This window comes from Acidihalobacter sp. (assembly GCF_037381185.1).
Taxonomy (GTDB): Bacteria; Pseudomonadota; Gammaproteobacteria; order DSM-5130; family Acidihalobacteraceae; genus Acidihalobacter_A.
On sequence record NZ_JARRQY010000023.1, the window covers coordinates 1 to 25654 of the forward strand.

Annotated in this window: 25 protein-coding genes; 6 read left to right on the forward strand and 19 right to left on the reverse strand. The window is 63.5% G+C overall.

What is annotated here, in order from left to right:
* Positions 1 to 463 precede the first annotated feature (463 nt).
* From P8014_RS09360 to P8014_RS09400, 9 genes are all read right to left on the reverse strand, one after another.
* Positions 464 to 1234: an amino acid ABC transporter ATP-binding protein gene (locus P8014_RS09360; RefSeq protein ID WP_337817048.1), complete on the reverse strand. Its 771-nt coding sequence runs from the start codon at positions 1232 to 1234 to the stop codon at positions 464 to 466.
* Between the two features lie 10 nt (positions 1235 to 1244).
* A complete protein-coding gene (locus P8014_RS09365) occupies positions 1245 to 2348 on the reverse strand; it encodes an amino acid ABC transporter permease (protein WP_337817049.1) in 1104 nt (367 codons plus the stop codon).
* A gap of 9 nt (positions 2349 to 2357) precedes the next feature.
* Positions 2358 to 3533: an amino acid ABC transporter permease gene (locus P8014_RS09370; RefSeq protein ID WP_337817050.1), complete on the reverse strand. Its 1176-nt coding sequence runs from the start codon at positions 3531 to 3533 to the stop codon at positions 2358 to 2360.
* 63 nt (positions 3534 to 3596) lie between these two features.
* Positions 3597 to 4619: an amino acid ABC transporter substrate-binding protein gene (locus tag P8014_RS09375; RefSeq protein ID WP_337817051.1), complete on the reverse strand. Its 1023-nt coding sequence runs from the start codon at positions 4617 to 4619 to the stop codon at positions 3597 to 3599.
* A gap of 299 nt (positions 4620 to 4918) precedes the next feature.
* Positions 4919 to 6739, reverse strand: coding sequence for a chloride channel protein (locus P8014_RS09380; RefSeq protein WP_337817052.1), 1821 nt, complete (start codon positions 6737 to 6739; stop codon positions 4919 to 4921).
* 55 nt (positions 6740 to 6794) lie between these two features.
* Entirely contained in the window at positions 6795 to 7094 is a 300-nt protein-coding gene (locus P8014_RS09385; RefSeq protein WP_337817053.1) for a DUF167 family protein, read from the reverse strand.
* A 4-nt stretch (positions 7095 to 7098) separates the two neighbouring features.
* Complete coding sequence (locus P8014_RS09390) at positions 7099 to 7656, reverse strand: YggT family protein (RefSeq protein WP_337817054.1); 558 nt, start codon at positions 7654 to 7656, stop codon at positions 7099 to 7101.
* Entirely contained in the window at positions 7653 to 8474 is an 822-nt protein-coding gene (gene proC, locus P8014_RS09395) for a pyrroline-5-carboxylate reductase (RefSeq protein ID WP_337817055.1), read from the reverse strand. Before proC ends, P8014_RS09390 begins: the two co-directional genes overlap by 4 nt.
* Positions 8475 to 8585: 111 nt before the next feature.
* Entirely contained in the window at positions 8586 to 9275 is a 690-nt protein-coding gene (locus P8014_RS09400; RefSeq protein WP_337817056.1) for a YggS family pyridoxal phosphate-dependent enzyme, read from the reverse strand.
* A gap of 199 nt (positions 9276 to 9474) precedes the next feature.
* Here P8014_RS09400 and P8014_RS09405 point away from each other — a divergent pair, with 199 nt between their 5' ends.
* The 4 genes from P8014_RS09405 (at position 9475) to P8014_RS09420 (ending at position 13317) form a co-directional block, all read left to right on the forward strand.
* On the forward strand, positions 9475 to 10509 hold the full coding sequence (locus tag P8014_RS09405) for a type IV pilus twitching motility protein PilT (RefSeq protein WP_337817057.1): 1035 nt from the start codon (positions 9475 to 9477) through the stop codon (positions 10507 to 10509).
* Positions 10510 to 10605: 96 nt separating this feature from the next.
* Complete coding sequence (locus P8014_RS09410; RefSeq protein ID WP_337817058.1) at positions 10606 to 11751, forward strand: PilT/PilU family type 4a pilus ATPase; 1146 nt, start codon at positions 10606 to 10608, stop codon at positions 11749 to 11751.
* Positions 11752 to 11782: 31 nt separating this feature from the next.
* The gene (locus tag P8014_RS09415) at positions 11783 to 12952 is read left to right on the forward strand and encodes a PilT/PilU family type 4a pilus ATPase (protein WP_337817059.1); all 1170 of its coding nucleotides are present in this window, start codon (positions 11783 to 11785) and stop codon (positions 12950 to 12952) included.
* A 164-nt stretch (positions 12953 to 13116) separates the two neighbouring features.
* Positions 13117 to 13317: a hypothetical protein gene (locus P8014_RS09420; RefSeq protein ID WP_337817060.1), complete on the forward strand. Its 201-nt coding sequence runs from the start codon at positions 13117 to 13119 to the stop codon at positions 13315 to 13317.
* A gap of 1 nt (position 13318) precedes the next feature.
* Here P8014_RS09420 and gshA read toward each other — a convergent pair whose 3' ends face one another.
* Positions 13319 to 14902, reverse strand: a complete 1584-nt coding sequence (gene gshA / locus P8014_RS09425) for a glutamate--cysteine ligase (RefSeq protein WP_337817061.1) — start codon at positions 14900 to 14902, stop codon at positions 13319 to 13321.
* A gap of 289 nt (positions 14903 to 15191) precedes the next feature.
* Between gshA and P8014_RS09430 the strand changes: the two genes are divergently transcribed.
* Positions 15192 to 17492 carry an EAL domain-containing protein gene (locus P8014_RS09430; protein ID WP_337817062.1) on the forward strand — a complete coding sequence of 767 codons (2301 nt, stop codon included), beginning with the start codon at positions 15192 to 15194 and terminating at the stop codon, positions 17490 to 17492.
* Here P8014_RS09430 and P8014_RS09435 read toward each other — a convergent pair.
* The 4 genes from P8014_RS09435 to P8014_RS09450 all read right to left on the reverse strand — a co-directional run bounded on the left by P8014_RS09435 (position 17489) and on the right by P8014_RS09450 (position 20861).
* Positions 17489 to 18232, reverse strand: coding sequence for a 16S rRNA (uracil(1498)-N(3))-methyltransferase (locus tag P8014_RS09435; RefSeq protein ID WP_337817063.1), 744 nt, complete (start codon positions 18230 to 18232; stop codon positions 17489 to 17491). The two genes, P8014_RS09430 and P8014_RS09435, sit on opposite strands and share 4 nt — an antisense overlap.
* Before the next feature lie 847 nt (positions 18233 to 19079).
* Positions 19080 to 19784 (reverse strand): urease accessory UreF family protein, encoded by a 705-nt coding sequence (locus P8014_RS09440; protein WP_337817064.1) that lies wholly within the window; start codon positions 19782 to 19784, stop codon positions 19080 to 19082.
* On the reverse strand, positions 19744 to 20190 hold the full coding sequence (gene ureE / locus P8014_RS09445) for an urease accessory protein UreE (RefSeq protein ID WP_337817088.1): 447 nt from the start codon (positions 20188 to 20190) through the stop codon (positions 19744 to 19746). Before ureE ends, P8014_RS09440 begins: the two co-directional genes overlap by 41 nt.
* A gap of 44 nt (positions 20191 to 20234) precedes the next feature.
* On the reverse strand, positions 20235 to 20861 hold the full coding sequence (locus P8014_RS09450; protein WP_337817065.1) for a hypothetical protein: 627 nt from the start codon (positions 20859 to 20861) through the stop codon (positions 20235 to 20237).
* 180 nt (positions 20862 to 21041) lie between these two features.
* Here P8014_RS09450 and P8014_RS09455 point away from each other — a divergent pair, with 180 nt between their 5' ends.
* Positions 21042 to 22151 carry an FAD-dependent oxidoreductase gene (locus P8014_RS09455; protein WP_337817066.1) on the forward strand — a complete coding sequence of 370 codons (1110 nt, stop codon included), beginning with the start codon at positions 21042 to 21044 and terminating at the stop codon, positions 22149 to 22151.
* Here P8014_RS09455 and ureC read toward each other — a convergent pair.
* The 5 genes from ureC to P8014_RS09480 form a co-directional block, all read right to left on the reverse strand.
* A complete protein-coding gene (gene ureC, locus P8014_RS09460; protein WP_337817067.1) occupies positions 22136 to 23842 on the reverse strand; it encodes an urease subunit alpha in 1707 nt (568 codons plus the stop codon). The genes P8014_RS09455 and ureC overlap by 16 nt on opposite strands.
* Positions 23839 to 24150 carry an urease subunit beta gene (locus P8014_RS09465; protein WP_337817068.1) on the reverse strand — a complete coding sequence of 104 codons (312 nt, stop codon included), beginning with the start codon at positions 24148 to 24150 and terminating at the stop codon, positions 23839 to 23841. Before P8014_RS09465 ends, ureC begins: the two co-directional genes overlap by 4 nt.
* A gap of 7 nt (positions 24151 to 24157) precedes the next feature.
* Complete coding sequence (gene cynS, locus P8014_RS09470; protein ID WP_337817089.1) at positions 24158 to 24607, reverse strand: cyanase; 450 nt, start codon at positions 24605 to 24607, stop codon at positions 24158 to 24160.
* A gap of 4 nt (positions 24608 to 24611) precedes the next feature.
* Complete coding sequence (ureA, locus tag P8014_RS09475) at positions 24612 to 24914, reverse strand: urease subunit gamma (protein WP_337817069.1); 303 nt, start codon at positions 24912 to 24914, stop codon at positions 24612 to 24614.
* Positions 24915 to 24997: 83 nt separating this feature from the next.
* Complete coding sequence (locus P8014_RS09480; protein ID WP_337817070.1) at positions 24998 to 25627, reverse strand: LysE family translocator; 630 nt, start codon at positions 25625 to 25627, stop codon at positions 24998 to 25000.
* Between the last annotated feature and the right edge of the window lie 27 nt (positions 25628 to 25654).

Here is a 25654-nt window from a genome sequence, read left to right on the forward strand (position 1 = left end):
CCCAAGCGTTTGGGAGGCGTTCTGTTTTGACCTTCGGTTCCCGTTTGGCCTTGCCTCGAGCGTGCGCCCCGGCGCGGGGTCGGGCGGCAGGGAGGCCGCCCGAGCAGGCTTTGCCAGGAGGGCAAGTGCCTGCGGTGCCCCGTGACGGGGTGTGCGCTCGAGGTTTGCCCGTCAGGGACAAGGCCTTTCGGGTGCCTTTCTTTCGCCTCTTTCTTTGGGCATGCAAAGAAAGGGGCTCGGGCGCGTCACCGATTCAGATCAAAATCACCTATCGCTGATTCGCGCCCGAAACAAGCTTCCCAAAGCCAGAAAACACGTCGCCTTTAACCACGCAAGATCAAAACCACAAACTCTGATTCACGCTCGAAATCGACCCATGAGCCAACGGACGTGGAGCTATCGCGCGTGATGCCAAGCAAAGCCGAAATAGCCCGAACACCATCTCCAGCCATCACCAAACGCCTCAATGGTGCAATATCTGGCTCAGGAACAACTTCGTCCGCTCGGACTGCGGATCGGTGAAGAACGGCTCCGGCGCGTTCTCCTCGACGATCTCGCCGCGGTCCATGAAGATCACCCGGTCGGCCACCTTGCGCGCGAAGCCCATCTCGTGGGTGACCACGATCATGGTCATGCCCTGTTCGGCCAGGCCGACCATGACGTCCAGCACTTCCTTGATCATCTCCGGATCGAGTGCGGAGGTCGGCTCGTCGAACAGCATCACCTTGGGATGCATGCATAGCGCGCGGGCGATGGCCACGCGCTGCTGCTGGCCACCGGAAAGTTGGCCGGGAAATTTCTTGGCCTGCTCGGCGATGCCGACGCGATCGAGGTAGTGCATGGCCGCTTCGGCCGCTTCGTGTTTGGGCTGTTTGCGCACCCAGACAGGAGCCAGCGTGCAGTTGTCGAGCACGCTCAGATGTGGAAACAGGTTGAAGTGCTGGAACACCATGCCGACTTCGCTGCGGATGGTCTCGATGTGCTTGAGGTTTTCGCCGAGTTCGATGCCGTCGACCTCGATGGTGCCCTGCTGGTGAGTCTCCAGGCGGTTGATACAGCGGATCATGGTCGATTTTCCGGAGCCTGAAGGCCCGCAGACCACGATGCGCTCACCGCGCGCCACGTCGAGATTGATGCCCTTGAGTACGTGGAATTCGCCATACCATTTGTGCAACTGCTGAATGCGGATGACGAGGTCCTGGGCGGCGATGCGTCGTTCGGAAGTTTGGTTCATGACGGTGTTCTCAGCGTCGGTGTCCGGTGTGGAAACGGCGTTCGAGGAAAAGCCCGTAGCGCGACAGGCCGAAGCAGAAGATCCAGTAGACCAGGCCGGCGAAGAGGTAGCCCTCGACGGCGAAACCCAGCCACTTGGGGTCGTTGAGCGCGGCCTGGGTGATGCCGAGCAGATCCATGAGGCCGATGATGACGACTAGGCTGGTGTCCTTGAACAGCTCGATGAAGGTCACGACGATGCCGGGGATCACGATCTTGAGCGCCTGCGGCAGGATGATCAGAGACATCGACTTCGCGTAGGACAAACCCAGTGCATCGGCGGCTTCGAACTGGCCCTTGGGAATCGCCTGCAGGCCGCCGCGCACCACTTCGGCAATGTAGGCGGATTGGAACAGGGCGATGGCGATCAGTGCGCGCAACAGCTTGTCGATGTCGACGTGTGCGGGCATGAACAGCGGCAGCAGCACCGAGGACATGAACAGTACGGTGATCAGCGGTACGCCGCGCCAGACCTCGATGAACACCACGCATACGCTGCGCAGCACCGGCAGTTTGGAGCGCCGTCCCAGCGCCAGCAGCACGCCCAGCGGCAGCGCCGCGACGATGCCGGTGAAAGCCAGGATCAGGGTGAGCATCAGGCCGCCCCACTGGGTGGTGGGTACGTGCGCCAGGCCGAGCGGGCCGCCGGAGAACAGCCCGAAGGCGAATACCGGATAGACGAACAGAGTGAGTGCGCCGACCCACAGCTTGGCGGGCACGCGCGGCAGGTGCAGGTAGGCGAGCAACAGGGCGAAGATGCCGAAGCCCAGCTTCACGCGCCATTGTTCGGCGTCCGGGTAGAAACCGTAGAAGAACTGCGGCAGGCGCTCGGAGATGAACACCCAGCAGGCGCCGCCGCCCTGGCAGGAGGCGCGGCCGGTGCCGGTGAAGTGCGCCTGTATGAAGGCCCAGTCGATGAACGGCGGAATGGCGCGGTAGAGCAGGTACAGCGCGGCCAGGGTGAACAGCGTGTTGTACCAGGTCGAGAACAGGTTGCGGTGCAGCCAGCCGATGACGCCGACCTCGCTGCGCGGCGGCGGCAGGTCCGGATGACGTTCCTTGAGGACGTAGCTCATGATCGTGTCCTATCTTTCAATCAGCCGCACGCGGTGGTTGTACCAGTTCATCAGCAGCGAGATGGTGAGGCTGATGGCTAGGTAGACACCCATGGTGATGGCGATGATGACCACGGCCTGGCCGGTCTGGTTGAGCGCCGTGCCGGCGAATACGGAAACCAGGTCGGGGTAGCCGATGGCGGTGGCCAGCGAGGAGTTCTTTGTCAGGTTGAGGTACTGGCTGGTCACCGGCGGGATGATTACGCGCAGCGCCTGCGGCAGCACCACGAGCTGCAGCACGCGCCGGTTGGGCAGTCCGAGCGAGCGGGCGGCCTCGGTTTGCCCGTGGCTGACGGAGAGAATGCCCGAACGAACGATCTCGGCGATCGAGGCGGCGGTGTATATGGTCAGCGCCAGCAGCAGGGAGGTGAATTCCGGGATGGCCGCGAAGCCGCCCTGGAAGTTGAAGCCGCGCAGGTGGGGAATGCTCCAGCCGAGCGGCATGCCCGCGGCGAAGAACACGATCAGCGGCAGCCCGACGACGATGCCGAGGCCGACCCAGAACATGGGGAACGGCCGGCCGGTGAGATCCTGCCGGCGGTGCGCCCAGCGGCGCAGCCAGACGGTCAGGCCGGCGGCGATGACGAAGGCGGCGAGCACGGCCCAGAAAGCGGGCTCGGGCACCGGTCGCGGCAGGTAGACGCCGCGATTGTTGAGGAAGAACAGTCCGCCGATGTCCAGGCTCTGGCGCGCGGTCGGCAGTGCCTGCATGACCGCAAAGTAGAAGAAGAATATCTGCAGCAGCAGGGGGATGTTGCGGAAGGTTTCGATGAAGGCGCCGGCCAGGCGCGCGAGCAGCCAGTTGGACGACAGCCGGGCGATGCCGACGATCAGTCCGAGGATGGAGGCGAACACGATGCCGATTGCGGCGACGAACAAGGTGTTCAGCAGTCCGACCAGGAACACGCGGGCGTAGGTCGAGGTCGAGTTGTACGGGATCAGCGACTGGATCACGTCGAAGCCGGCTTCCTGGCCCATGAAGCTCAGTGAATTGCTGATGCCGCGGGCCTGCATGTTCACATGCGTGTTGTAGGCCAGATACGCGAAGAATCCGGCGACGAAGGCGATGACCAGCAGCTGCGCGAGCAAACCGCGCACGCGTTGGTTCAGCCACCAGGGAGTGTCGTTGACTCGATGGTTGCTCATGGCGTCCGAGAAATTGGTTGAGACGGACTGCGGGGGCGCGAGGCCCCCGCAGACGCATTTCGATCAGCGGACCGGCGGAGCGTACTGGATACCGCCCTGGGTCCACAGCGCGTTCAGGCCGCGTTTAATCTTCAGCGGGGAATCCATGCCGACGTTGCGTTCGAAGGATTCGCCGTAGTTGCCGATCTGGGAGATGATGTTGTAGGCCCAGTCGTTGGAAACGCCGATCATCTTGCCGAATTCGCCCGAGGTGCCGAGCAGGCGCTGGATGTTCGGGTTGTTGCTCTTCTTCATCTCGGCGACGTTCTTGGAGGTCACGCCCAGCCACTCGGCGTTCTTCATCGCGAACAGCGACCACTTGACCACGTTGAACCACTGGATGTCGTCGGAACGCACCACCGGACCCAGCGGCTCCTTGGAGATGATGTCGGGAAGCACCATTGCGCTGTCGGGATTCTTGAGCTGGGTGCGCAGCGCGTAGAGCTGGGACTGGTCGGAGGTGAGCACGTCGCAGCGGCCGTTGTCGAAGGCCTTGGAGGTCGCGTCGGAGGTGTCGAAGGTGACCGCCTGGTACTTCATGTTGTGCGAGCGCATGTAGTCGGCCAGGTTCAGCTCGGTGGTGGTGCCGGCCTGGATGCAGAAGGTGGCGCCGTCGAGTTCCTTGGCGCTCTTCACGCCGAGCGATTTCTTCACCAGGAAGCCCTGGCCGTCGTAGTAGTTCACGCCGGCGAAGGTCAGCCCCAGGGAAGCGTCGCGGGTCATGGTCCAGGTGGTGTTGCGCGAGAGCATGTCGATCTCGCCCGACTGCAGGGCGGTGAAGCGCTCCTTGGCGGTCAGCGGCGTGTAGTGCACCTTGCTGGCATCGCCGAACATGGCGGCGGCTACGGCGCGGCATACGTCGACGTCGAGGCCGGTGTACTTGCCGGAGCTGTCGACGCTGGAGAAGCCCGGCAGGCCGGTGCTCACGCCGCACTGCACGTAGCCCTTGGCCTTCACGGCGTCGAAGGTTTTGCCCGCATGGGCGCTGGCGGCCACGCTCAGGCCTACGATGGCCGCGCTGGCGGCCATGATCTTGGCGAACTTCATGTTGTACCCCCTTAAATTGTCACTATCGAAGCTGTAGCGCCGCTGGTTGTTATTTTGTGCCCGGCGACGGCTACGTTTTAGCGGTCGTTGTCCAATCTCTAAACCGCGCGTAATACTAGGATGTTGTTCGTACCCCCGGTTTTGCTGCAAATCGATGGGAGAGTGCGTCAACAAGATGCGTGCCAAAAATGCCGCCACGTGTTTCCGGGGGCGCCGTGCGGGCGTGACTGCGGGAGGGGGAGGCGTACGGTGCGGGGAGGTGACCCTGCGCACCATCGTGGTGCGCAGGGCCGGCCGGTTCAGTTGCCTTGCTTGCGGCAGGTGGCGAGATCCGGCGGCAGGTTGGTCGAGTGGATGAGATCGGCGCGGGTGATCACTCCGAGAATGTCCTGTGGCTTGTCGTGGGATTCGCCGCTGACGATCACCGCGCTTTCGCTGGCGTCCCCGCGCAGGCGTGCGATCAGGTCGAAAACCGAGCTGTGGTCGTCAACGATGATGAAGCGCGTGTCGGCCAGTTTGAGCAGCGGTGTGTCTCCTGCGGTGTGGGTAAATGCCGCCTCCAGCACTCTGGAGGGGACAATGCCGCCGATTTTCCCCTCTTCGACCAATACGATGTGGGGCAGGCGGCGGCGCCGCAGCATGTGGGTGTCGGAGAGCAGCGTATGCGCCGGGAGTTTCACGAAGGGTTCCTGGATCAGCTCCAGCGCCCCGCGCATGAGATACAGGTGGCTTTGGATGGACGAGGGGAGGTGTTGCCCGCGGCGGCTGAGCTTGAGCGTGTAGATGCTTTCGGGCAGCAACAGGCGCCGTACGCCGTAGGCGAGCGAGACGGCGATGATGAGTGGGATGATGACGTAGTAGTCGCGCGTCATCTCGAAGATCATCACCACGGCGGTGACTGCGGCGCCGGTACTCGCACCCACCATGCAGGCCATGCCGATCACCGCCGCGCTCGCCATGTCGATCGGCAGGTCGGGTACGAACCAGCGTGCCGCCAGGGCGAAAGCGCCGCCAAGGCCGGCGCCGATGAACAGCGAGGGCGAGAACACGCCGCCGGAGGCGCCCGAACCCAGCGTCAGTGAGGTAGCCAGCAGCTTGAGCCCGACCAGCAGAAGCAGCAGCCAGGCATAGTTGAGCGTGCCGTTGAGGACGTCCTGGATGGTCGCGTAGCCCACGCCCTGGATGTAGTAGTTCCCGAACAGTTGCATGGTCGCGTACATGAGCACGCCGACCAGCGCCATGCCGATGACGTGCCGCGTGTAGTAGTTGCCGGGCATGCGGTCGAAGGCGTCCTCGAAGGCATAGATCGACTTGGTGTAGACGGTGGCCATCAGTCCGGTGAACACGCCGAGTAGGGCATAGGCGGCGTAGGCCGACAGCGGTGTGGCGGTGGTCGATGTCAACGGTAGCGGCGGGATCATGAAAGAGGCTTCGTTGCCGAAGAAGATGCGCCCAACGAAGGTGGCCGCACCGGTGGCGAGCATCACGGGGATCAACGTACGTGCGCTGATCTCCACCAGCATCAGCTCGGCGGCGAACAGGATGCCGCCCAACGGTGTGTTGAAGGTGGCGGCGATGCCGCCGCCGGCACCACAGGCGATGAGCGCGAGCCGTTCCCATTCGGGGATGCGCGTCCATTGTCCCAGCGCCGAGCCGAAGGCCGCACCGATCTGGATGATCGGCCCCTCGCGGCCGATCGCGCCGCCCGAGCCGATGGATATCGATGAGGCCAGCGACTTGAACAGCGCCACCTGGGGACGGATCACCCCGCGTTTGAAGTAGATCGCGTGCATCACCTCGGGCACGCCGTGTCCCTTGGCTTCCGGTGCGAAGGTCTGCACCAGGAAGGCGACGACCAGGGCGCCGATAACGGGTACGAGGATGATGCCCACGCCCCAGGGGCTTTCCACGGTGTGCTTCAGGGTGTCGTAATGCAGGTCGAAGCGGCCGAAGAACAACAGATTGTGGAACAGGCCGATCAGATCGCGAAACACGACCGCGCCCAGGCCCGCTATCAGTCCGACCAGCACCGCAAGCCCGTTGAGGCGCGTGTGCAGGCGTTGCTGTACGTCGCGGGGAAAAAAGCGCCTGCGAAACGGCGGTGGCGTGTTGTCTGGCATTTTCGGTATCTCCGGATCGTTCTTTTGTCGTTGTCCCGTGCGGCTGCCGAGCTGCTCAGGGCGCGGTTGCGGGCGGTATGCCCGGTGGCAGGCGGGTCGGTGCCTCGATTTCGATGTCTTTTTCCCTTCCCAGTTCACCGCGGCGGATGCGGATACGGCTCTTGGGCGTACCGAAGGCCTCCGCCAGATAGGCGATCAGGGCGGTATTGGCCTTGCCGTCGACCGGCGGTGCGGTCAGATAGAGTTTGATGCGGTCGCCGAAAAGGTCGCCCAGGGAGTTACGGCTGGCGCGTGGCTGCACGCGCAGGCGCAGCACCAGGGTGTCGCCATGCCAGCGGTGGAATGGTGCTTCCACCGGCCTATCCGCCGAACACGCTGCGCAGGAGGATGAGGGCTGCTTGGAGCGCGAGCAGGGCGACCAGCGGCGAGAGATCGATCATGCCGATCAGCGGGATCACGCGGCGGATCGGAGCAAGGATCGGGCGGGTGAGGCTGTCGAGCAAGCCCATTATGGGGTTGTAGCCGCTGCCGGCCGCTGCGACCCAGCTCATCAGCGCTTGGATGATGATGGCGCCGATGTAGATGTAGACCAGCAGTATCAGTAGTTCACGGATGCTGAAGATAAAGGCCGCCAGCGGCGGCGGCACAAAACCCTGCAGGACGCTGATCAGGTAGATCTCGGCGAGCTGCAGTACGAGCAGCAGCAGGATGGACGCGCTGTCGACCCGCCCCACGGGCGGGATGATGCGGCGCAGCGGGCGTAGCGGCGGGTTGGTCAGCGTGACGACGAATTGCGATATGGGGTTGTAGAAGTCGGCGCGGACCAGGGCGAATAACAGCCGCAGCATGACGATGACGATGTAGAACGAGAACAACGCGTTGATCAGCAGCAGGCCGATCTGGGTGCCGGCATTCATGACCGACCCTCCGCCAGTTCCCGCGCGCGCGTGGCGGCGGCCTGCATGGCCTGGGCAACCAGCTCGCGCAGCTTACCGTCCTCGAAGACCTGTAAAGCCGCCTGTGTGGTACCGCCCGGTGAGGTGACGCGCTCGCGCAGTGTGGCGGGGAGGGCGTCGCTCTCCAGCGCCAGCTTGGCGGCGCCGAACACAGTCTGCAGTGCGAGCAGGCGCGCGACGTTTGAGGCGAGGCCGAGCGCCGTGCCGCCCTCCTCCAAGGCCTCCATGAGCAGGAAGACGTAGGCCGGGCCGCTGCCCGACAGCGCGGTGACGGCGTCGAGTTCGTCTTCATCGTCGAACCACTGCACCAGACCCACGCAGCGCATGATGTGCTCGGCCGCGCCGCGCTGTTTCGCGTCGACGCGGGCATTGGCGAACAGGCCGGTCGCACCGCTGCCGACCAGGGCCGGCGTGTTGGGCATGGCGCGCACGATGGCCTGTTCGCCGCCGAGCCAGTCGTCCAGGCGCTTGGCGGTAATGCCCGCGGCGATGGACAGGATCAGCGGGTGGTGGTCCAGCGCCGGCTTGAGGCTCTCGGCCACGCTCTGCATGGCTTGTGGTTTGACGGCGAGGATGACGACGTCGGCGCGAGCGGCTGCGGCGGCGTTGTCGCCGGTGAGTTCGGCGGCCGGGAAGCGTGCGGCCAGTCGGTCGCGCTGTTCCTGTTTGGGCTCTGAGATGATCACCTGCGGTGGGGCGGTGTCGGCCAGCATTCCGCCGGCCAGGCTGATTGCCATGTTGCCGCCGCCGATGAAGGCGATGGTGGTTCGTTCGGTCATGCGGGCTTCCTTGACGGGGCGATGCTTCGGAAAACGTAATCTCGTTATGAAATCTGTAGTTACACTAGCGAGCCGCGGACTCCGCGGCAAGCGCTGGGCGGGGCGAGGGCTTCATCTCGGTTGTCTTTCTCCGAAGATGGCGGTACCCACGCGGACGATGGTGGCGCCCTCGGCGACAGCCGCCTCCAGGTCGCCGCTCATGCCCATGGACAGCGTGTCCAGATGGAGGCCTTCATTGTTGGCATCTTCGAGCAGTGCGCGCAGGCGGGCGAAAGCGGCGCGCTGGGCGGCGAAGTCAGCGGCACGTTCGGGGATCGCCATGAGCCCGCGCGCTCGCAGGTTCGGCAGATCGCGCAGCAGGTGCAGCAGGCCGGGCACTTCGTCGGGCGGTACGCCGGACTTGCTTGACTCACCGCTGAGGTTGACCTGCAGGCAGATCTGCAGCGGCGGACGCTCGCTGCCGCGTTGTTGATTGAGACGCTGGGCGATGCTGTAGCGGTCGATGCTGTGCACCCAGGCCGCGGTTTCGGCCACGGCGCGGGACTTGTTGGACTGCAGATGCCCGATGAAGTGCCATTCGATGTCGAGGTCGGTGAGCAATTCGGCTTTTTCGGTCAGTTCGTTGACGTAGTTCTCGCCGAAGGCGCGCTGACCGCAACGCCAGGCCTCGCGCACGGATTGGGCGGGCCAGGTCTTGCTGACCGCCAGCAGCTGGATGCCGTGCGGCGGGCGGCCGAAGCGTTGGGCGGCGGTGTCGATGCGGTCCTGTACGGACTGGATTCTGTCGCAGGTGTCGGTCATGGTGCTGTGCTATAGTCGGACATGTTTCCAGGTTCAGTGCCGGTATTGGCCTTGGAGCGAAATTCGAACAAACATAATTGCGATAACAGGCCCTAGTGTATATGGCCGGCCGGTATTCTGGCGTATGGTTGGCGGGCATGCCTCAGCGTAGCAGAGCGTGGACCTGTTGCCGGAGTCGGCACACTGGAGATCAAGCCGAATGGATATCACGCAGCTATTGGCCTTCAGCGTAAAGAACGGGGCCTCTGACCTGCACTTGTCGGCGGGGCTACCGCCAATGATACGTGTCGACGGCGATGTTCGCCGTATCAATGTCGAGGCGCTGGATCATACAACGGTTCACGACATGGTGTACGACATCATGAACGACCGTCAGCGCAAGGATTACGAAGAATTCCTCGAGACGGACTTCTCCTTCGAGATCAAGGGGCTGGCGCGCTTTCGCGTCAATGCCTACAACCAGGACCGCGGAGCCGCCGCGGTGTTCCGAACGATCCCGTCCAAGGTGCTCACTCTGGAGCAGTTGGGCGCGCCGCGCGTGTTCGAGAAGATCTCCGACTATCCGCGAGGGGTGGTGCTGGTCACCGGCCCGACCGGTTCTGGCAAGTCGACCACGCTGGCGGCGATGATCGACTACAAGAACGACAATGAATACGGTCACATCCTCACCATCGAGGATCCGATCGAATTCGTGCACCAGAGCAAGAAGAGCCTGATCAACCAGCGCGAGGTGCACCGCGATACGTTGGGCTTCAACGAGGCGTTGCGCTCGGCGCTGCGCGAGGATCCGGATACGATCCTGGTCGGCGAGTTGCGCGATCTGGAGACCATCCGTCTGGCGCTGACCGCAGCGGAAACCGGTCATCTGGTGTTCGGCACGCTGCATACCAGCTCGGCGGCCAAGACCATCGACCGCATCGTCGACGTTTTCCCAGCGGGCGAAAAGGAAATGGTGCGCGCGATGTTGTCCGAGTCGCTGCGCGCGGTTATTTCGCAGACCTTGCTCAAGAAAATCGGCGGCGGGCGCGTGGCGGCGCACGAGATCATGATCGGCACGCCGGCGATCCGCAATCTGATCCGCGAGAGCAAGATTGCCCAGATGTATTCGGCCATCCAGACCGGACATACCCTGGGCATGCAGACCCTGGACCAGTCGCTGAAGGATCTGCTGCAGAAGGGCGTGATAAGCAAGGAAGACGCACGGCGCAAGGCCACCAACCCGGACTCTTTGTAGTGGGCGGTCTCGCTCGGGAAACGATGGATACGCGGGCATTTTCGGCCGCGCTGATATAGGGTTCGCCGTGTCGGCGGACGGTTGAGGTGTGAGGTTATGGAGCGCGAAAAGGCCATACGGTTCATGCACGACCTGCTCGGGATGCTGACGAGCAAGGGCGGCTCGGATCTGTTCATTACCGTCGGTGCACCCCCGTCGGTCAAGGTCGACGGCAAGATGATGCCGTTGACCAATCAGTCGCTGTCCGCTTCGCACACCCGCGTGCTGGTGCGTTCGGTGATGAACGACAAGCAGGCCGCCGAATTCGAGCGCAGTCAGGAGTGCAACTTTGCGATCAGCCTGCCCGGCGTCGCCCGCTACCGTGTCAACGCCTTCACACAGCGCGGCAGCGTCGGCATGGTGCTGCGCGTGATCAACACCGAGATCCCGACTTTCGAGCAGCTGCGCCTGCCGCCGATCCTGCGCGACATCGCCATGACCCGCCGCGGCATGGTGATCTTCGTCGGCGGCACGGGCTCGGGCAAGTCGACCTCGCTGGCGGCGATGCTCGGCTACCGCAACGAGAACAGCTTCGGCCACATCGTTACCATCGAGGACCCGATCGAGTACGTGCACTCGCACCGCAACTGCTTGGTCACCCAGCGCGAAGTGGGCGTGGACACCGATTCCTACGAGATCGCGCTGAAGAACACCCTGCGCCAGGCCCCGGACGTCATCCTGATCGGAGAGATCCGCGACCGCGAGACCATGGAGTACGCCAACGCCTTCGCCGAAACGGGGCACCTGTGCCTGTCGACGCTGCACGCCAACAATACCAATCAGGCGCTGGACCGTATCATCAACTTCTTTTCCGAAGACCGTCGGCACCAGTTGTTGATGGATCTGTCGCTCAATCTCAAGGCGGTAATTTCGCAGCGTCTTATTCCACGCGCCGACGGCAAGGGGCGCGTACCGGCGGTGGAGATTCTGATCAACACGCCGTTGATGGCGGACTTGATATTCAAGGGCCAGGTGTACGAGATGAAGGGCCTGATCGCCAAGTCGAACGAGCAGGGTATGCAGACCTTCGACCAGTCGCTTTTCGACCTGTTCGAACGTGGTCTGATCACCTACGAGGATGCGCTGCGCAACGCGGATTCGGTCAACGACCTGCGTTTGCGCATCAAGCTCGAAAGCAAGCGCGTCGACGATTCCGATCCGTTGGGCGACACGCAGATTCTGAGTATGGCGGAGAGCGAATAGTGCGCGGTATGCGCATCAGCGGTGTGCGCCGATGAAGATGGACCCCTATCTGCGTCTGATGGGCGAGCACAACGCCTCGGACATGTACTTCACCACCGGCGCACCGCCCACGGTACGCATCGAGGGGGCGATGCGCCCGGTGGGGCGCAACGCGATGATGCCGGGTACCATCAAGCAACTCGCCTACAGTCTTCTCGGCGACGAGCAGATCACCGATTTCGAGAAGGATAAGGAACTCAATCTCGGCATTTCCCTGCCCGAGGTCGGGCGTTTCCGTATCAACGTCTACCTGCAGCGCGGCGAAGTCTCGATGGTGGTGCGCTACATCAAGACGGAAATTCCCTCCATCGAGTCGCTGAATCTGCCGCCCGTGCTCAAGGATCTGGTCAGCTATCCGTCCGGACTGGTGCTGGTGGTCGGTTCCACCGGCGCGGGCAAGTCGACGACCCTGGCGTCGATGATCGATTACCGCAACGCGACGCGCGCCAACCACATTCTCACCATCGAGGATCCGATCGAGTACGTGTTCACGCACAAGAAATCGATCGTCGGTCAGCGCGAGGTGGGGTTGGATACCTGGTCGTACAAAAACGCTCTGCGCGAGGCCATGCGTGAGGCGCCGGATCTGATCATGATCGGCGAGATCCGCGACCGTACCGCGATGGAGGCTGCGGTGGCCTATGCCGACACCGGTCATCTGTGCCTGTCGACGCTGCATGCGGTCAACTCCAACCAGGCCCTGGAGCGCATCATCAACTTCTTCCCCATCGAGGCCAAGCAGCAAATTCTGATGGATCTGTCGCTGAATCTGCGCGGCATCGTTTCGCAGCGGCTGGTGACCTCGGTCGAGGGTTCGCGCATTCCCGCGGTCGAGGTGTTGATCAACACACCGTATGCTGCCGAGCTGATCAAGAAGGGCGATTTCAGCGGGCTCAAGGACGTCATGGAGAAGGGCACGACCTCGGGCATGCAGACCTTCGATCAATCGCTGTACGAGCTGTACCGCAGCGGTAGGATCACGCTCAAGGATGCCATGGACAACGCGGATTCGGGAGGCGATCTCGAGTGGCGCGTCCATTTCGGTGGCGGTGTAAAGGACCTCAAGAAGACGCGTACGCGCGATACTCTCGAAATGCCGGGTGACTCCATCGCCGATCCCGACAGCGGCGTTTTCGACGACCTCACCCTGCCGCCATCCTGAGTCCGTCCGTGGCCGCAGCGATCGAGGTCGAAGGACTGGTCTATCGCTATCCCGGGGCTGTGTTCTCGATGGCCTGGGATTTTCGCTGTCGTCGGTCGTTGTAACCGTTAGCATGGGTTTTCTCGGCGATGCCTTCGGTCTGGCTGTGGTGAGGGCTGCACGTCATGCCGCGCTGGATCCCCGCTTACGTACTTACGCTGCTGGCCGGGTTCTGGTTGATCGTGAAACTGGCGCAACTGTCGTGGGCGAGCAAGCCGGTGTTCCCGCCGGGCTATGACGGTGGGTTGGTCGGCCTGGCGCTCGCGGTGGCGGAAATGGTCGCAGCGGCTTTCGGGCGCTGTCGCGAGCGCCAGGGTATGGGCTGATTCAGGCCTGTTGGGTGAAGTAGCTCTGGATGTAGCTGTCTAGGTCGCCGTCGTCGGCGGCTTCGATGGCCTGCTGGCGTTCCAGCGAGTCGCGTGCCATGGCTTCGAATTCGGCGCGTCGCTGCGGCGCCAGCGGTCGGGATAGGAAGAAGTCCCGATGTTTCAGTGACTGGCGGCGCGCGAAGGCGTGAAAACCTTCACCGTGTCCGCGCATTTCGGCCAGCATGCGGGCCGACGGCGTCGTTTCGGGGTCGCGGACCTTGTCATGTTGCTGCGCCAGTGAACGGCAATAGTCGCCGCCGCTGCCGTTGTCGAGCAGTTCGCAGAATCCCTGCATGCTCTCCAGTACTTCCCTGGCCCAGTCGGTGAGGGTGCGCTCGTTGCCGTTCTCCTGCAACTTAAGTCCAGGTTCACGGCCGCGGTGCGCCACGCGCGTGAAGTTGAGGTCGATCGCCTCACGCTCGGTCACGCTGATGGGGGGACTTTCAGCAAATAGGCAGAACAGCAGCAGTGCTTCGAGGAAATGCAACTGTTCGCGGCTGACGCCAAGCGGGTCGAAGGCATTGACGTCGAGCGAACGCAGTTCCACATAGCGCACGCCGCGTCGGCGCAAGGCCACCGTTGGGCGTTCGTCGTCTTGCGGCAGGGGCTTGGGTCGGATAGTGCTGTAGTACTCGTTCTCGATCTGCAGAAGATGGTCGTTGAGTTGGCGGTATTCGCCGTCGACCTTGACGCCGATGCGCGCATAGCGGGCGCAGGGTGTGCTGATCGCGCATTCGAGGCTGTCGATATAGGAGGTGAGCGAGTCGTAGTTGGCTTTGATGCCGTTCTCGCCTTCCTTGGCATTGGTGTAGCCGATGTCACCCATGCGTAGCGAGGTGGCGTAGGGCTCGTAATGCGTGTGTTCGTCGAAGCGAGGCAGGCTGCTGGAGCGGCCGACGAAGAACGACTCGCACACCGCCGGCGAGGCGCCGAACAGATAGGGTACCAGCCAGCCGATGCGCTGCAGGTTGCGTATCAGACCCATGTAGCGGGAAGAGATGAAGTCCTGCAGCGGGCCGCGTTCACCGTCCAGCGCGTGCAGAGCCTGCCAGGCTTCGTCGCTGATCGAGAAGTTGAAATGCACGCCGGAGATGACCTGCATGACGCGCCCGTAGCGGAGTCCTAGGCCGATGCGGTAGATGTGCTTCATGCGCCCCGGATTGGACGGGCCGTATTCGGCGACGGGAATCCCGGCCTCGCCGTTGAGCACGCAAGGCATGCTGGTCGCCCACAGGGATTCCTCTCCCAGACCGTCGTAGACGTAGCGGTGAATGTCGCAGAGAAATTCCAGCGCGGGTTCGCCGCCGCTGCAGGGTGGCGTGATTAACTCGAGCAGGGCTTCGGAATAGTCGGTGGTGATGTAGGGATGGGTCAGTGCCGAGCCGAATGCCTGGGGGTGCGGTGCGCGCGAGATGCCGCCGTCGGGGCGTACGCGCAGGGCCTCTTTTTCAAGGCCTATGACATTTTCTCGCAGCAGCCGCGCATCGCAGTGGATCAGGAACGTCTCGAGGCGTTGCAGTGCGGAGGAATAGGCGATTGGCATTCCGCATCCTATAGCGAAAAGTGTGGGGTTTTGCGGACAGGGGCGGGGCGATCATTGCCGTCGTCCGCGGTAGACTGCGAATTCTAGCGCAAAACATCGGCTTCAGACCGCTGGGTCGGTTGGCTCCGTTTGTGCCAGAGTCTATTATTGCTGCGTCATGGCAGATACCTGCCATGGGGTGTGTACAAAGTTCTAAGGAATAAGAACGCACTCCGGTCGCTACACTGCCTGGTGAGCGAGTCCTCCGTTCATTGCGCCCTGGGTGGTGCTGGCTGGAGAAATACGCAGTATGCGCTATAGCCCGTCCTCTGAATTCGACAGCATTCGTGTCTGGCGGCGCGTGATCTGGTATTTCGTGGCGGCCGGGCTGCTTGTGATCGGGGGCTTCGGATATTGGGGCTGGCTGCAGACCGAGCAGCAGATCCGCGACAAGCTGCACATCGAGGCGCGCCTTACAGCCAATAGCGCCAGGAGCGTTTTCCAGGGGCTGACCGACGACCTGCCGTACCTAGCCTTGCAACTCAGAGACCATGGAGGGACATCCCTGGCCGATGACTATGCTCTGCTCAAGACCTACCAGGATCACCACCCCTATGTGGCCAGCTTCGTGCTGTTTGCGACGGATGGCCAAATGCTGTTCAACACGGCCAGGTCATGCTGCAGCATCGGCTTGCCGGACCTGCGAGAGCATCCGGCGTTTCTGAAGAGTCTGCAGAATACGCTCAACGTGCCGGGTGTGTGGATCGGGCAGACACAGCGGGGACTGGTGTTGCACCAGTGGCGTATTCCGGTGCGCTACGTCATTCGGGACCAGTACGGCAATGCCCGCATGATTCTGCAGGCCAGCGTGCTGCTCCGCTACCTGATCGACCAGTGGGTGCGTGATCCCCAGTTATCCAGTACGGCGCTCGGTTTGCTGCGCGTGGACGGACTGCAGATCGCAAGAGTGCCGGCGCCGAACCCGCAGCGTCTCTACGGCACCAGGATGACGGGGCCGTTGGAAAAAATTCTGAGGACCGATCCGCGGAAGCGCTCGGGCGCCTACGAGGGCGTGGTCGACGTCGACGGACGACACCAGATCGGCGAGTACGTGCGCTTGCCTGGTTTTCCACTGGTCGCTTACGCAAGCGTTCCGTGGACTTTGGTGATATTGCGTTGGTGGAGCAGTGTGTCGCCATTCCTGGGTCTGGGGTTGCTGAGTCTGATCGGTCTTGTCAGCCTCACGCGCATGCAGGTCGTACGTGAACGCAGGCACGCGATGGAACTGGCCGAACGGGCCCGGCGCAACCCGTTGACCGGCCTGCCGAACCGTTTCGCCTTGATGGAGTGGCTAGACGAGCGTCTGGCGCAACAACCTTCGTCGCTGGTCATGCTGCGCGTGGATCTGGCCGATTTTCACGACATCAACACCGCGCTCGGTCCCCATGCCGGCGACCAGACCCTGCTGGAAACGGCACGGCGGATACTTGCGATCGGTCAGGCCGCGGGCGGTTTCGTAGCGCATGGAGGCGGTGATGAGTTCGATATTGCCCTGCCGGGTGCCACGCTGATCAACGCCAACGGCCTGGCGCGTGCCTTGTTGAGCGGGCTTGGGGCGCCGATGGAGATTGATGGCCGTATCCTGCGTCTGCAAGGAGGCATCGGCATCGGCTGTTATCCGCAGGACGCTCAGGACAGCGCCGGTTTGCTGCGCGTGGTCGATAGCGCGCTGTACAACGCCAAACGCGAGGGCAAGTCGGCGATCGCCCTGTACGATCCTTCCTCCGGCGACCTGAGCAACGCACGCGTTAGCTTCCAGCATGCGATCGAGCGCGCGCTGGACGGTGATGAGTTCCTGTTGCACTATCAGCCTATTGTGCGCATGCGCGACGGCAGGATCGTCAGCGTCGAGGCATTGGTGCGTTGGAACGATCCTGAGAAGGGGATGGTGCCGCCTGGCGAGTTCATTCCGTTGGCCGAATCGACGGGGCGTATAGGCGAAATCGGTGATTGGGTGTTTCGTCGAGCCTGCCAGGCGGCGGCGTCATGGCGGCGGGCCGGTTCCGATTTGCGCGTGTCGGTCAATCTGAGCGCGGCCCAGTTCAACAGTCCCGATCTGATCGGCAAGCTGCGGCGAGAGTTGCGTGCCTCGGAAGTGCCGCCCGCCAGTATCGAGGTGGAAGTGACCGAGACCGCGGTCATGCAGGACGTCGAGCGCAGTCTGGGCGTGTTGAATGGCTTGCACGCGGTCGGTCTGAGTCTAGCCATCGACGATTTCGGTACCGGTTATTCCTCGCTGGCTTACCTGCGCCGGCTGCCGGCCAAGACCATCAAGATCGATCAGAGTTTCGTGCGCGACATCGACACCGATCCCGAGGATCTGGCAATCGTGCGCGCCATCGTCGCGCTGGCCAAGGCGCTGGGACGGCAGACGATCGCCGAGGGCATCGAGAACGTTCAGCAGTGGCGCCTGCTGCAGGGATTGGGCGTGGACTACGGCCAGGGCTTCTGGCTGAGCCGTCCTATGCCGGAGGCCGAGTTGCGCCGGCTGCTGCGCCGGGACGGGGGGTATCTGAAGCAGCTGCGCGAGCGGGCCGAACTCGAGGGCTAGAAGCGCCGCAGATCCCCCCACCGCGCCTGCAACAGGGCGGTGGCGACGATACCGGCCGTCTCGGTACGCAGCACGCGTGGGCCGAGGCTCAAGCCCAGCAATCCGGCATGCGCAGCCTGCTCCAGTTCCTCGGGCGCGAAGCCGCCTTCCGGGCCGATCAGAAGTTCGACTGCGCCTGTCGGCGGCTGCAGTGCTTCCAAACCGCATTCCGCGCGTGGGTCGAGTAGTAGCCTTCGGTCTCCTGTGGCGGCTGGAGACTGCAGCCATGCGTCGAGCTTCAGGGGGACACGCAGTTCGGGAATACGGCTACGGCCGCATTGTTCGCAGGCGCTAACGGCGACCGCGCGCCAATGCTCCAGCTTTCTGGTCAGGCGTTCGGGCGGGAGTTTCAGGCCTCGCGTACTCAGTACGGGTTGGATGACGTGCACGCCCAGCTCGACCGCTTTCTGCACGGTGACGTCCATGTGCTCGGCCTTGCTGATCGCCTGCACCAGGTGCAGCGCGAGCGGCGATTCGCTGGCGTTCGGGAAGCATTCCCGGACCGCGGCGCTGGCGCGGCGTTTTTCGACCTTGGTGAGGGTGGCCGGGTAGTCGTTGCCGTCGCCGTTGAACAGTACCAGTGGCGCCTCGGGAGGCAGACGCAGCACCTGCACGGTATGCCGGAAGGCGTTGTCGGGGAGTTCTATTTCCGTGCCTGGGCTTAGGTTGATGGGGCCGGTGTAGATACGGGGTATGCGCATTGGAAGATCGCTGTTGTCGAGTGTCTGGTTCTTATTGTGAGTGATTTGGATGTGGGTATCGCCTTCGCTGATTGTTCGTGGTTTCTGTTGGCTATGCGGTGGGGCCTTTTCCTGTTTTTGGCGCTCGCGGGACTGAAGGCGACGGAATGATTAGCCTTGGCGACCGGTTTCGGACGCGATTCGACGTTTGGGGCTCAGATCAATCGGAGTGACGCGCCCGAGCATCTTTCTTTGATCGCGCAAAGAAAGATGCAAAAGAAACGCGCCCCGCGGATCGCTTGTCCCCGCCCAGGCGTGCGTTCGCGAGGCAAGCGATCAGGGGGGGACTCAACGTCAAAACACGGCTGCCGTAGGTTGGGGTGAGTGCAACGAACCCCAACATGATCTGCACCGCCCGCGTTGGGGTGCGCTTCGCTTACCCCAACCTACGCTTCGATCGCCGAATACGTAGCCCAAGCGTTTGGGAGGCGTTCTGTTTTGACTCCCCGCTTCCCGTTTGGCCTTGCCTCGAGCGTGCGCCCCGGCGCGGGGTCGGGCGGCAGGGAGGCCGCCCGCGCAGGCCTTGCCAGGATGGCAAGTGCCTGCGGTGCCCCGGGCCGGGGTGGGCGCTCGAGGTCTGCCCGTAGGGACAAGGCCTTTCGGGCGCCTTTCTTTCGTACCTTTCTTTGGGCGTGCAAAGAAAGGGGCTCGGGCGCGTCACTCACGTAAGACCAGTGCCATCCAACGCCGATTCGCGCACGAAACAAGACACCGCGGCCAGCAAGTGCGTCACCTTCTCTCACCCAAGCTCAAAAGCGCCGATCGCCAACTCAAACCAAAAAACCTCCCTCCCACTCCAACAAATCCATCACGACCGAAACAACCGCGAATACATCCGCGCATGTTTCACGCTCGCCATTACCATCCCCGGCATCGACCGCCCGAGATCCTCGTCTCCAACCGCCAACGCCACATCGACCGCATCCGTCAAAGCCGGCTGCAAGGCACTCAAAACACGCTGCCCCGCGGCTTGCCCCAGCGGCACCAGCTTGATCGCCGCGGCGACCTGATTCTCCACCCAGGCCCAGGCGTAACCCAGCATCGCCTCGCGCGGCGCGATACCCCACTCGGCTGCCGCCAGCCCGAAAAGCGTCGCAAAGCAGGCCGGACGCGCCTCCAGCCAATCGCCGGCAGCAGAGATGCCGAGATCGTGCAGAACACGCGCCAGCGCGCTGCCCAGCTGATGGTCCTCGGCGCGCAGCTCGGCCGTCTCGCGCAGCGCATACAGGCGCGCGTTCCAATCTCCGGCCAGGGCGACATCGCCCGCCGACCAGGCCGCATGCAGCCGCAACAGCATCGGCAGATCGGTCCACGCCGACACATCGCCCAGCACGCCGCGAATCCACGTCAGCGTACCGGCCTCATCCTTCACCCAGCCCGCCTCGACCGCGTACTCCAGCCCCTGCGAATAGGCGTAGGCCCCGACCGGCAGCGCCGGACTGGCGAGCTGCAGCAGGCGCAGCAGCGCCGCGTCAGGGGGCATGTGCGTGGTGGTGACCGCCGCCGTAGGCACCCGCTTCGGGCTCGAACGACGCCTGCTCGACCGTCACTTCCAGGCCGAACTCCCGCACCATGTCGTCGAGCACGTGGTCGTGCACGTAACGCAGCCAGTCCTCGGCGACCTGCAGCGGCACGTGGCGGTTGCCCAGATGATAGGCGGCGCGCATACGCTCCAGCGGCGTGCCGCCGCTGACCGTCGACACCGTCTCCGCCGCCGCACACACTTCGATCACGCGACCGTCCTCGGCGCGGAGCCGTTCGCCGCCGCGCAGCACCTGTCCGCGCGGCAGAAACAGGCCGATCTCCTCGCCGCTGTCGAGCCGCGTCAGCAAGCGGCTCTTCTGGCGAAACTCGAAGGACAGCGTCAGCGTTTCCTGCGCCGGTGGCATGCCCTCCACGCGCTCGCCGACGCGCAACATCGTCTTGCTCATAGTGCCTCTTTTAGCAATTACATTCGTGGCGCCTACTGGCTGTCACAAACACGCTCAGCCCTTGCAGAATTCGCGATATTTTGCCCCGCGTCAGCCCGAATAACTGAGTAGCTACGACCATCTGCCGATTCGAAAACATTCCAGTTTGTGGCGTTTGGCAAACCGGCAACATACTCATCCCATGCGTCGTAGAGCAACGAATAGCCTGTTTCGGCAAAGGCATCAGAGTATATTTGCGCTGCCGTCCTGCGTACGTTCGTCCTGCCTTGCTCTGCACTGCGCTGGAGCCATCGCCGCAACGTTGTGATCCGTGGAACCCTTAATGTGAGGACTGCCAGTTCTGTGCAGTCACGAAAGAGCGAAGTTCCCGGGTATTCTGAAAATGCTCGTGATTGAACCGTTGATCTCAACTCCTCCTCAGATGAAATCGGTTGATCTGCAAACGGAGTCAGTAGATCGACATGAACCAGTAACTCTTCCGCTTCGGCGGGTTCCTGATCGGCCAAGTCCATGAAATAGACCGGACCGCGCGCCGTTGCCAACCCGAAAAGTGTCGCAGGAAGAAAATGAGTCGTTTCCCCTACCGCGCATCGTTCAATGAAACTTGACTTACCGCACGCACGTGGTCCCGCAACAATGTAGATGCGCGAATGACCCATTGCCCTCTCCGTGTTGCATAACAGACCGTTCAAATTCTACTCATGTGGCGCGATTGGGCATCGAAATTACGTTCACAACGCCTGATCACAGCTCATACACCTGCGCTTATCCCTCCGACTCTTCCATATCTCTCGCACTCACCTGGGCAAACCTGAACCGCCTGCTACTCTATACGCCTCATGGAATACGACTGCCTCATTCTCGGCGCCGGCCTGAGCGGCCTGTACGCCGCCCTGCAATTGCAGCAACGCGGTTTGCGCTGCGCCGTGCTCGAAGCACGCGAGCGTCCCGGCGGACGCATCTTCGGCATCAGTCCGTACGACGACGAAACGCGCTTCGACCTCGGCCCGACATGGCTCTGGCCCGAATTCCAACCGTTGATCGCCGGGCTGACGCGCACGCTCGGTATCGATCTGTTCGCGCAGCAGACCGGCGGCGCCGCGCTGTACGAAGATCCCAACCAGCCCGCACCGCTGCGCATCGACGGCGAATCGCCGAACGCGCATTCCTACCGCATCGCCGGCGGCACCTTCAGATTGATCGAGGCGCTGGCCGAACGGCTGGCACCGGACACGATCCGCACCGGCCGACGCATCGCCGAACTGCACCAGCGTTCGGACCACATCGAGGTGCGCACCGTCGCGGACGACGGGCGCGAGGAAAGCTTCGGTGCGCCGCATGTCGTTTCCACGCTTCCCCTGCGCCTGCTCGCCGACAGCGTGCGCTTCGAACCCGCGCTGCCTGCTGGCCACGCGGAATCCTTCGCCGCCACGCCGACCTGGATGGCCGCGCACGCAAAGTTCATCGCTTTCTACGACGCGCCGTTCTGGCGCGAAGCCAGGCTGTCCGGCGAGGTCTTCAGCCGCCGCGGCCCGCTGACCGAAATCTACGATGCTTCGCCCGTGCGCGGCGGCCCTTACGCGCTGTTCGGCTTCTTCGGCCTGCCGGCCCACGCGCGGCGCACACTGGGCCGCAAGGAGCTGGCCGGGCGCAGCCTCGCACAATTGCAGCGCCTGTTCGGCGACGCGGCGCTGCAAACGCGCGGCTGGGAACTCAAGGACTGGAGCGAGGACCCGCTGACCGCCACCGCGGCCGACGCCGTGCCGCCCGCCGGTCATCCGGCCTACGGTCTGCCCGAGGCGTTGCGAACGGCATGGGACGGCCGGTTGCTGTTCGCCGGCAGCGAGGCGTCCGCCGGGCATGGCGGCTACCTCGAGGGCGCGCTGGAAGCAGCCGCTACGGCCTGCGCCCTGATCGGTCCGAACAACACGGATCAAAACAGGAAGTAGCGCTGCGCCAGCGGCAGCTCCTCGGCCGGTTCGCAGGTCAGCAACTCACCGTCGGCGCGCACCGCGTAGGTCTGCGTGTCGACTTCCATGTGTGGCATGTAGTCGTTGAGCTTCATGTCGCGCTTGGTGACGCTGCGCGTGCCCTTGACCGCGGAAACGCCCGAGCGCAGGCCGAGTGCCTCGGCAACACCGGCATTCAGCGCAGCCTGCGAGACGAAGGTCAGCCGGGTCGCCGTGCGCGCCGCGCCGAAGGCGCCGAACATCGGCCGGTAGTGCACCGGCTGTGGCGTCGGGATGGAAGCGTTCGGGTCGCCCATCGGCGCGGCGACGATCATCCCGCCCTTGATGATCATCGACGGCTTGGCGCCGAAGAAGGCAGGCTTCCACAGCACCAGGTCGGCCAGCTTGCCGACCTCGACCGAACCGACCTCGTGCGCGATGCCGTGGGCGATGGCCGGATTGATGGTGTACTTGGCGACGTAGCGCCGTGCGCGGAAGTTGTCGTGGCGCGCCGGATCCTCGCCCAGGCTGCCGCGCTGCACCTTCATCTTGTGCGCGCTCTGCCAGGTGCGCGTGACCACCTCGCCGACGCGGCCCATGGCCTGCGAGTCGGAGGCGATCATGGAGAAGGCGCCGAGGTCGTGCAGGATGTCCTCGGCGGCGATGGTCTCGCGGCGGATGCGCGATTCGGCGAAGGCCACGTCCTCGGCGATCGCCGGACTCAGGTGGTGACAGACCATGAGCATGTCGAGATGCTCGTCCACGGTGTTGACCGTGTAGGGCCGCGTCGGGTTGGTGCTCGACGGCAGCACGTTGGGCTCGCCGCAGGCCTTGATGATGTCCGGCGCATGGCCGCCGCCGGCGCCCTCGGTGTGGTAGGTGTGGATGGTGCGGCCCTTGAAGGCGGCGAGGGTGTCCTCGACGAAGCCCGACTCGTTGAGCGTATCGGTGTGAATCGCCACCTGCACGTCCTCGCGCTCGGCCACGCTCAGGCAGTTGTCGATGGCCGCCGGCGTGGTGCCCCAGTCCTCGTGCAGCTTGAGTCCCATGGCCCCGGCCCCGACCTGTTCCTCCAGCGCCAGCGGCAGACTGGCGTTGCCCTTGCCGAGAAAGCCGAGGTTCATCGGCAGCTCCTCGGCGGCCTGCAGCATACGCTGCATGTACCAGGGCCCGGGCGTACAGGTGGTCGCGTTGGTGCCTGCCGCGGGGCCGGTGCCGCCGCCCAGCATGGTAGTGACGCCGGACATCAGCGCCTCGTCGACCTGCTGCGGGCAGATGAAGTGGATGTGCGCGTCGATGCCGCCGGCGGTGACGATCTGGCCCTCGCCGGCGATGACCTCGGTGCCGGGACCGACGACGATGTCCACGCCCGGCTGGATGTCCGGGTTGCCGGCCTTGCCGATGCCGGCGATGCGGCCGTCCTTGAGACCGATGTCGGCCTTGACCACGCCCCACCAGTCGAGGATCAGCGCGTTGGTGATCACGGTGTCGGCCACTTCAGCCGCGGGGCGCTGACTCTGGCCCATGCCGTCGCGGATGACCTTGCCGCCGCCGAACTTGACCTCTTCGCCGTAGATCGTGCGGTCCTCCTCGACCTCCAGCACCAGCGCGGTGTCGGCCAGGCGCACGCGGTCGCCGACGGTAGGTCCGTACATCTCCGCATAGGCGCGGCGGTCGATCGTGCGGCTCATGCGTCCAGCCCTCCCATGATGCGGCCGTTAAAGCCGTACACGAAGCGCGCGCCGGCCAGCGCGACCAGCTCGACCTCGCGCACCTGGCCGGGCTCGAAGCGCACCGCCGTGCCGGCCGGAATGTTGAGGCGGAAGCCGCGCGCGGCGTCGCGGTCGAATTCCAGCGCCGCGTTGGTCTCGTAAAAGTGGTAGTGCGAGCCGACCTGGATCGGCCGGTCGCCGCGGTTGGCGACTTCCAGCATGCAGGTCTCGCGACCGGCGTTGATCTCGATCTCGCCCTCGGCGGGCAGCAGTTCTCCGGGAATCATCGGCGGCTCACCACTTGCGGTAGGGCAGGAATTTGCCGTTGTAGGTGATCTTCACGCGATCGCCCTTGGGGTCGGGCACGCGCTCGATATCCAGCTCGAAGTCGATGGCGCTCATGATGCCGTCGCCGAATTCCTCGTGGATCAGCGCCTTGATCGTGGAACCGTAGACCTGGGTGATCTCGTGCAGGCGATAGATCAGCGGGTCGGCGGGAATCTCGGACTCCAGCGAACCCTTGAGCGGACAGTCGGTCAGCGGCGCGACGCAGGCCGCGTCGAGCCCGAGCAGGCCGGCCGCGGCGGTCGCCTCGTCCTCGCTCATGGACTGCTGGCCGAGCAGCGCGGAAGTGGTCCACACCGGATGGCGGCCGACGGCCGCGGCGATCTGCGCCCAGGTGAGACCCTTGGCGCGCTTGGCCTCCAGGACGGCAGCGGTCACTTCTTCACGGGTCATGTGAATTTCCTCAAGGAATGGGCTGATGCACGGTCACCAGCTTGGTGCCGTCGGGAAAGGTGGCCTCGACCTGCACTTCGGGAATCATTTCCGGCACGCCGTCCATGACGTCCTCGCGCGCCAGCAGCGTGGTGCCGTAGTCCATCAGCTCGGCGACGCTGCGTCCGTCGCGCGCGCCTTCCAGAATGGCGGCGGAGATGTAGGCCACCGCCTCAGGGTAATTCAGCTTGAGGCCACGGTCCTTGCGTCGCTCGGCCAGCAGGGCGGCGGTGAACAGCAGGAGCTTGTCCTTTTCGCGGGGGGTGAGTTCCATCGTCTGTCCCGAGTTCTATTGACTATCCGGAGTAGAGGTTTTTGGGCGTACACAGTCCATTTAGCCGAGCGAGCTTATTTCGCTCATCGGCCAAATGCCGAGCGAATCAATCCCGCCCCAGCCAAGGCAAACAGCCCCGAAACGACTCCATCGATCCACCGTTTGGCATGTCGATACCCAGTCATCACACCTTTAAACGAAAAAACGATTGAATACATGGCGTTGACGGCAAAGCCCACGACAATGCAAACGCCCACCCCGAAAACGAGCGCCAGGGTATTGGCATGCGCGTCCAAACCGATGGAAAGTGCCGCCATCCATGCGATGACCGTTTTGGGATTAGACACATTGAGCACGATGCCCTTGATGAACAAATCCCAGTACGAGGTCGAGTCGGGGTTGATCGTCGGCAAGTCGGCGCGGGGTCCGAGTGCCGCCCGGCCTGACAGAAAAGCCAGCCAGATGAGATAAAGCCCGCCGAGGACTTTCAAAACCATCATCAAATGGAGCGATTGCTGAAGCACGACACCCAAGCCACTGGCTGCGATAACGCCCCAAAACACCAACCCGGTCGAGAGGCCGGCGCCATAAATCAAACTGGCGCGCCTGCCCCGACTCATCGCAAGCGTTGCATTGGAAATATTCGCCGGCCCCGGCGATACCGCCACCACGAAGAAGGCCAGCGCGATGCTGGCTAATGAAAACAGATCCATCACTGCACTCCATTCTGCCGATGCGCT

Coding starts and splice junctions, on each gene's coding strand:
- P8014_RS09415 (WP_337817059.1), top strand. CDS start 11,783: ATGAAGATGGACCCCTATCTGCGTCTGATGGGCGAGCACAACGCCTCG.
- P8014_RS09430 (WP_337817062.1), top strand. CDS start 15,192: ATGCGCTATAGCCCGTCCTCTGAATTCGACAGCATTCGTGTCTGGCGG.
- P8014_RS09360 (WP_337817048.1), bottom strand. CDS start 1,234: ATGAACCAAACTTCCGAACGACGCATCGCCGCCCAGGACCTCGTCATC.
- P8014_RS09375 (WP_337817051.1), bottom strand. CDS start 4,619: ATGAAGTTCGCCAAGATCATGGCCGCCAGCGCGGCCATCGTAGGCCTG.
- P8014_RS09435 (WP_337817063.1), bottom strand. CDS start 18,232: ATGCGCATACCCCGTATCTACACCGGCCCCATCAACCTAAGCCCAGGC.
- ureE (WP_337817088.1), bottom strand. CDS start 20,190: ATGTTGCGCGTCGGCGAGCGCGTGGAGGGCATGCCACCGGCGCAGGAA.
- P8014_RS09480 (WP_337817070.1), bottom strand. CDS start 25,627: ATGGATCTGTTTTCATTAGCCAGCATCGCGCTGGCCTTCTTCGTGGTG.
- P8014_RS09400 (WP_337817056.1), bottom strand. CDS start 9,275: ATGACCGACACCTGCGACAGAATCCAGTCCGTACAGGACCGCATCGAC.
- P8014_RS09370 (WP_337817050.1), bottom strand. CDS start 3,533: ATGAGCAACCATCGAGTCAACGACACTCCCTGGTGGCTGAACCAACGC.
- P8014_RS09390 (WP_337817054.1), bottom strand. CDS start 7,656: ATGAATGCCGGCACCCAGATCGGCCTGCTGCTGATCAACGCGTTGTTC.
- gshA (WP_337817061.1), bottom strand. CDS start 14,902: ATGCCAATCGCCTATTCCTCCGCACTGCAACGCCTCGAGACGTTCCTG.
- P8014_RS09420 (WP_337817060.1), top strand. CDS start 13,117: ATGCCGCGCTGGATCCCCGCTTACGTACTTACGCTGCTGGCCGGGTTC.
- P8014_RS09410 (WP_337817058.1), top strand. CDS start 10,606: ATGGAGCGCGAAAAGGCCATACGGTTCATGCACGACCTGCTCGGGATG.
- P8014_RS09455 (WP_337817066.1), top strand. CDS start 21,042: ATGGAATACGACTGCCTCATTCTCGGCGCCGGCCTGAGCGGCCTGTAC.
- P8014_RS09450 (WP_337817065.1), bottom strand. CDS start 20,861: ATGGGTCATTCGCGCATCTACATTGTTGCGGGACCACGTGCGTGCGGT.
- ureA (WP_337817069.1), bottom strand. CDS start 24,914: ATGGAACTCACCCCCCGCGAAAAGGACAAGCTCCTGCTGTTCACCGCC.
- proC (WP_337817055.1), bottom strand. CDS start 8,474: ATGACCGAACGAACCACCATCGCCTTCATCGGCGGCGGCAACATGGCA.
- P8014_RS09380 (WP_337817052.1), bottom strand. CDS start 6,739: ATGCCAGACAACACGCCACCGCCGTTTCGCAGGCGCTTTTTTCCCCGC.
- P8014_RS09365 (WP_337817049.1), bottom strand. CDS start 2,348: ATGAGCTACGTCCTCAAGGAACGTCATCCGGACCTGCCGCCGCCGCGC.
- ureC (WP_337817067.1), bottom strand. CDS start 23,842: ATGAGCCGCACGATCGACCGCCGCGCCTATGCGGAGATGTACGGACCT.
- P8014_RS09405 (WP_337817057.1), top strand. CDS start 9,475: ATGGATATCACGCAGCTATTGGCCTTCAGCGTAAAGAACGGGGCCTCT.
- P8014_RS09465 (WP_337817068.1), bottom strand. CDS start 24,150: ATGATTCCCGGAGAACTGCTGCCCGCCGAGGGCGAGATCGAGATCAAC.